Annotated in this window: 5 protein-coding genes; 1 reads left to right on the top strand and 4 read right to left on the bottom strand. The window is 64.8% G+C overall.

Annotated features, from left to right (window positions below; genetic code table 11):
- On the bottom strand, positions 1-1,361 hold a 1,361-nt coding region (locus tag EN935_RS18760; protein ID WP_127373507.1), incomplete at its 3' end, for an AMP-binding protein.
- A 213-nt stretch (positions 1,362-1,574) separates the two neighbouring features.
- Between EN935_RS18760 and EN935_RS18755 the strand changes: the two genes are divergently transcribed.
- Positions 1,575-2,684: a KamA family radical SAM protein gene (locus tag EN935_RS18755; RefSeq protein ID WP_127265977.1), complete on the top strand. Its 1,110-nt coding sequence runs from the start codon at positions 1,575-1,577 to the stop codon at positions 2,682-2,684.
- Positions 2,685-2,693: 9 nt separating this feature from the next.
- On the opposite strand, the gene EN935_RS18750 is transcribed toward EN935_RS18755, so the two are convergent.
- From EN935_RS18750 to EN935_RS18740, 3 genes are all read right to left on the bottom strand, one after another.
- Positions 2,694-3,350, bottom strand: a complete 657-nt coding sequence (locus EN935_RS18750) for a 4'-phosphopantetheinyl transferase superfamily protein (RefSeq protein ID WP_245469036.1) — start codon at positions 3,348-3,350, stop codon at positions 2,694-2,696.
- The gene (locus tag EN935_RS18745) at positions 3,347-3,808 is read right to left on the bottom strand and encodes a GNAT family N-acetyltransferase (protein WP_245489003.1); all 462 of its coding nucleotides are present in this window, start codon (positions 3,806-3,808) and stop codon (positions 3,347-3,349) included. Before EN935_RS18745 ends, EN935_RS18750 begins: the two co-directional genes overlap by 4 nt.
- A gap of 13 nt (positions 3,809-3,821) precedes the next feature.
- Positions 3,822-6,110, bottom strand: a 2,289-nt coding sequence (locus tag EN935_RS18740) for a Pls/PosA family non-ribosomal peptide synthetase (protein ID WP_281040344.1), incomplete at its 5' end; no start/stop codon positions are given.

Below are 6,110 nucleotides of genomic sequence, written 5' to 3'. Positions count from 1 at the left end.
ATGCGGTAGCCGGCGGAGGTGATGACGTCGTCGGCGCGGCCTATGAAGCTGATCGAACCATCGGGCTCGAACTCGACCGTGTCGCCGGTGCGGTAGAAGCCGCCGGCTATGGCCGGGGTTTCGGCCTGGTGATAGCCGCCGAACCAGCGCAGCGGCGAGTTGGCGATGTCGACGGCGAGGATGCCGGGCTGGTTGGGGCCAAGCTCCTGGCCCGCTTCGTCGAGCACGACGATGCGGTAGCCCGGCATGGCAAAGCCGGCCGAGCCGTGGCGCACGGGGTGCGACAGGCCGTGATGGTTGTTGACCATCATGCCGTTCTCGGTCTGGCCGTAATGGTCATGGATCGGGGCGGTGAGATGGGCGTCGAACCAGCGGATCACTTCCGGGTTGAGCGGCTCGCCGGCGCTGCTCACCACGCGCAGCCGGCCCTTGACGCGGGCAGCTGCCTCGGGTCCTTCGGCCAGCAGCAGACGGAAGGCGGTGGGCGAACCGGCAAGGCTGGTGACGCCGAGGCGCTCGATGATGTCGTAGGTGCTCTTGGCGGTGAAGGCGCCCTCATTGAAGGTCGTGGCGATGCCGAGCAGCAGGGGACCCGTGATGGCGTAGTAGAGGCCGTAGGCCCAGCCGGGATCGGCGATGTTCCAAAAGACGTCGTCGGGCCTCAGGCCGATGGCATCGCGCATATAGGCGCCAAAAGCCATCAGCGCACTGAGCGGCACCGGCACGCCCTTGGGGAACCCTGTCGTGCCCGAGGTCGACATCATCATGAACAAATCGTCGCCCCTGCGCATCACCGGCTGGCACTCGGGTGAGGCGGCGGCGAACGCAGCGCGGAAGTCGATGTCTTCAGCCGGCAAGGCTTCGCCGGGGGCAAGGATGGTCGCGACCTCGGGGCAATCCTCCACCTCGTCGAGCTTGCCGCGATTGGCTGTGTTGGTGACGACGAGCTTGGCGCTACTGGTCTTCAGCCGGTGGTCGATGGCCTTCGGTCCGAAGGCGGTGAAGAGCGGCTGGTAGACCGCGCCGATGCGCCAGGTGCCGAGGATGAGCGCCACCAGTTCGGGAATGCGCGGCAGCATGCCGGCGACGACGTCGCCGCGGCCGACGCCGGCCTGTTTGAGGACATTGCCGACGCGCGCGGACATGTCCTTGAGGTCATCGAAGGTGAATTCCCGCAGTTCTCCACCGGCGGAGATGGCGCGCAACGCCAGCCGGTTTTGCCCGGTGTGGCGATCGCAGCATTCGATGCAGGCATTGATGCCCGTGGCGGGATCACCCTGAAGTTTTGCGATCTCATCCTCGATACGAAAGTGCGCAATGGCATCGGTGTAGCGCGGCGGCGGCGCCGGTGTCTTGGTCATGGCAGTCCTCCCTGGCGCCGCCGCATCTTCCCCATGCGGCGCTGTCGCGTGTGAGCTTGCCTGAAATTGCTGGCGTGGTCGATGCGGCGAAAGTTGGTGGGCGGCAAGGTTGGCGCGAAGGATCACAGCGCTGACAATCTGCGGCAATGCACGTGGTTGACGCGCCCGCCCATCCGGCCGATAGCACCGCCAGAATTGCCCCGAGAAACTCCGATGCCTTCAGACACCAACCTCCACGATGCGCCCGCCGACCCCGACACTGCCTGGCAGGCCGACGTCCGCGCCGGCGTGCGCCATGTGCGCGATCTCGCCTCCCTGCCGCTGTCGCCGGCCGAGCGCGCGGCGGCTCAAGCCGCGGCGGCGAACCACAAGGTGCGCATTCCCAAAGCCTATCTCGACCTGATCGACTGGAACGACCCCGTCGACCCGATCCGGGCGCAGGTCATCCCGTCGCCGGGCGAACTGGAGCAGGCGGACGGCGAGCTCGACGACCCGATCGCCGACCATGACTTCAGCCCGGTGCCGCGATTGACGCATCGCCATGCCGACCGGGTGCTGTTGTTCCCGACCTATCAATGCGCGGTCTATTGCCGGTTCTGCTTCCGCAAGGAATCGCTGACCTCGATCGGCCGTGGCTATACGCGCGAGGCGCTGGAACCGGCGCTGGCCTATATATCGGACCATCCCGAAATCCGCGAGGTGATCCTGACCGGCGGCGATCCGCTGTCGCTGCCCGACAAGGCACTGGCCGAAATCCTCGCGCGCATCGAAGCGATCCCGCATGTGCGTCTGCTGCGCATCCACACGCGCGTTCCGGTGGCGCTGCCGTCGCGCATCACGTCTGGGCTGGTCGCGGCCCTGCAGGGTCGGCTGATGGTCACCGTGGTCACCCATTTCAACCACGCGCGCGAGATCACATCCGCGACCGAGATGGCCTGCCGCACGCTGCGCCATGCCGGCTTCGTGCTGCTCAACCAGAGCGTTCTGCTCAAGGGCGTCAACGACATGGTCGAGGTGCTGGAGGAGCTCTGCCGCGAGCTAATGTATCGGCTCGGCGTCAAACCCTATTACCTCCACCATGGCGACCTCGCGCGCGGCATGGCGCACAGGCGCACGACGATTGCGCAGGGCCAGGCGCTGGCCGGCGCGCTGCGGGCACGGCTGTCGGGTATCTGCAACCCCGTCTATGTGCTCGACCTCCCGGAAGGCGGCGGCAAGGTGCCGATCGGGCCTTGCTATGTCGAGGCGCGGGACGGGGAGAACTGGCGGCTGCGCGGGCTCGACGGCGAGGTGAGGGACTATACGGAAATTGTTGGCGAATAGGGCTGCGCGCTATCGCGCATCTCCATCGATAAACGCCAACACGACCACACGCGGGGCAACGCAATAGGCGAGGCTGGCTTTGCGGCCTGTCGTCGTCGTCGCGTGGCCTGCGTTCAAGTCGACGGTGATGTCCTCATAGCCCAGCACCTCGCGATCGAGCGGATAGACGGCCTTGTAGACGGCTTCCTTGGCGGCAAAGAGGATGCGGCCGGCAAGATGCCGGTCCGCGGCCTCTATCCTGTCTGAAGGGATTGCAACGAGCGCGAAGATGTCGTCGGGGAGAGGCTGCGCGGGCTCGACGTCGATGCCCAGTGAACGGATGTGGCCAACGGGCGCAACCGTCGCCACGGCCATTTCGTCGTCGTGAGCCAGCGATCCCGTTATCCCCTCGGGCCAGACCGGCGCGCCCGCTGGCGCGCGCAGGATGGCGACGTCGTTGACGCCAAGTTCTGTCAACAACCCGTGCGCGATCAAGCGCGCTGCTCCGCTGGCCCGCCGCATGGCCGGCTGATGCGCGGGGATGGAATGCGCTTCCTTGGGCAAGAGATGGGCCTCGTCGCCGTCGCTTATGACCCGGCATCCGACCCGGACACTGGCGGGCGCGATGGCGATCATCGCCTGCAGCAGGGATGTTTGCGCAAGCGCGATTTCGGGGGAGGGCGTCACAGATCGCTCATCCCTGCGACAAGGCCGAGGACCGCGATCATTTCTCCGTCCTCGTCGATGCCTTGTTCCACGAAGCCGGCGGCGCGATAGAGGTGGCGTGCGGCCTCATTCTCGGGCTCGTAGCAGATCGAAACCTCGCGCACATGGGCGAGATTGCCGATCTCGTCGAGCAAGGCGCGCAATGCAGCCTTGCCATAGCCTTTGCCTTGCTGGGCGCGGTCGATCATGAAGCGGTAGACCAGCGCCTCGTCTTCCGACGCATCGTACATCAGGAACCCGACGATACGGGTCCCGGCCATTATGACGCGCGGCCGCGCGTCTTCGTCGGTTTCGGCTTCTTCCAGCGACTCCGCATTGCTGGCGACGAAATCCATCTGCTCCGGAGCAAGCTCCAGGGCCGCGACCAGGGCACGGTTGGCCCCGGTCACGGAAACGAGACGGATGTCCGCGCTCTTCAAGCCGATGCCTTCTTCAAGCCGAAGCCCGGGAGCCATCGTCGGTGATCGGCTCGACGAAGCGATGCAGCTTGGCCGGGTTGCCGCGCCATATGGAGTAGGGCTCCAGCTCTTCACCCTTCATCACGAAGGAATCGACATCGGCCACCGAGCCTTCGCCCATCACGACGCCGTAGTGGACAAAGGCTGAAGGCCCGAGCGTGCAGCCATTGCCGATGCGGATGTAATCGGACTTGAACGCGCCTTCCTCCAGCGAATGGGCCTGGATGACGCAGCCCTCGTTGAGGGTGACGTCGTCGCCGATCTCGACCAGCGAGCGCTCGGTCAGGTTGCTGCCGCCGTCATAGACGCGCTTGCCGACCTTGACGCCGAGCAGGCGCAGGATCATCGGCCGGAACGGCGTGCCGCTGAACAGGCGCACGATCGGCGAATCCGCGAGCTTCCAGTGGCGTTCGTGGCGCCAGAACGCGACGTCGTAGATCGTCGTCATTTGCGGCTTCAACCGGCCAAAACCAAGGCTGGCCCGCTCGACCAGGATGTAGAACGGAATGGTGATCGCCGAGGTCAGGAGCACGGCGACGAACAGCGCCACCTCAGCCCATTCGGTGTAGTAGTTCAGCGCCCGATCCCAGATCGCCAGCGTGGCGAACAGCATGACCCATTGCGTTGCGATGAACAGAAGGATCGTCACCAGGTTGTGGCGGTTCTTGTGCCGGATGCGCTGGCGCCGGTCAGCCTCGTCGACGCCAGCGATGAGTTCCTTGTCGCGGTTGACCATGCGCGGGATTTCAAAGGCAGGCGAACCGAGAAGCCCGACATTCTCGCGCAACGGCCCATCGATGGGGATCATCACCTTGGTGCCGAGCAGGACGTTGTCGCCGGTGCGCCCGTCCGGCGGATAGTAGATGTTGTTGCCGAGATAGTTGCGCTCGCCGATGCGCGTCGGCTCGAGCCGGAAGGCGGAGGCGGATTTGTGCATGTTGATCATGAACAATCCGTCCGACACCATGGTCTCGGTGCCGATCTCGCACAGAAGCGGGTTTTCGTGCTGCTGGTTGCTGCCGAAGTTGGAACCTGTCTGCACCACCTTGTTGAGGTTCCAGCCGATGGCGCTGATATAGTGCACGATCGCCGAGCTGTCGCCGAACAGGAGGCCGAGCACGCGGGAGTTGCTGGTGAATTCGGCGGCGGTCTGCAGCCAGTAGCGGAAGCCGTAAAGCGTGTAGGTGCGGCCGGGTTTCAACAGCAAGCTGACCAGGCGCGGCACCAGCGTCGCTGCCAGGAAGGCCACCGCGATATAGCCGAAAAGCGTGACCGTGGTGCCGATCGCGACAAGGCCGATTGTCTCCTGATAGTCGTCGCCGACATTCTCCCAATAGCTGTGGAACAGCAGCGGCAGCGGGATGACAACGGCAAACAGCCCGATCAGCTGGACCGCTTCGAAGAGGAAGCGGCGGATGTTGGAAGGATCGACATTGCGCACCTTGCAATAGTCGGCCGTGGTCGGCACGGCCGGCGACCCATGCCAGTGTTCACCGTCCGGGATGCTTTGCCCGCGCAGCAGCGCGGACGCATGGCCGAGCTGGGCGCCGTTGCCGATCGCGGTGTCGATGTCGAGCGTTGAACCCACACCCACGAAGGCATCGCGGCCGATGGAGAGCGGACCCATATGGATGTAGCCGGACTGCGCGCGAAAGCCGAGAATCAGCGATTCCTTGCGCAGGATGGTGTTGGCGCCAATTGAAATCAGATCCGTGCAGACGGGTACGGATTTGGATTCGATGACCGCGTTTTTCCCGATCCTGGTGCCCAGAAGCTGCAGATAGAAGCTGTAGAGCGGGCTGCCGCGGAACAGGACGACGGGCGCGGTGCGGATCAGTGTCTTGACGATCCAGAAGCGATAGTAGCGCAGGCCCCAGATGGGAAAGGCCTCTGCCTTCCAGCGGCCGATGAGCACCCATTTCGCAAGGACGGCGAAGCCCGTCATGCCGAAGAACACGCCGGTCGAGAGCACCACGCACCTGATATAGAGCTGCAGCGGATCGTCGAGCGCGTCATACATCCAGTTGAGGCCGCCATTGATCGCCCACAAAGCGACATAGCTGTAGAGCCCGTAGAACAGCAGCTGCGCGGCGCCGCAGGTCCAGTAGGCAAAATTCGAGGCCCGGCGGGTGAGGACAGGCTCATTGGTGGCCGTTGTCATCTCCTCCGCCCCGCCCAGATGGAGCGCCAGGCGCGCCACGGTCGGATGCAGATAGATGTCGCGCATCGACGCCGTCGCCCATTCCTTCCTGGTGCGTACGCG

Source organism: Mesorhizobium sp. M7D.F.Ca.US.004.03.1.1, from assembly GCF_003998635.1.
GTDB classification, from domain to species: Bacteria; Pseudomonadota; Alphaproteobacteria; order Rhizobiales; family Rhizobiaceae; genus Mesorhizobium; species Mesorhizobium loti.
The sequence above is the reverse complement of the archived record's forward strand: the minus strand, read 5'-3'. Positions and strand labels throughout refer to the sequence as shown.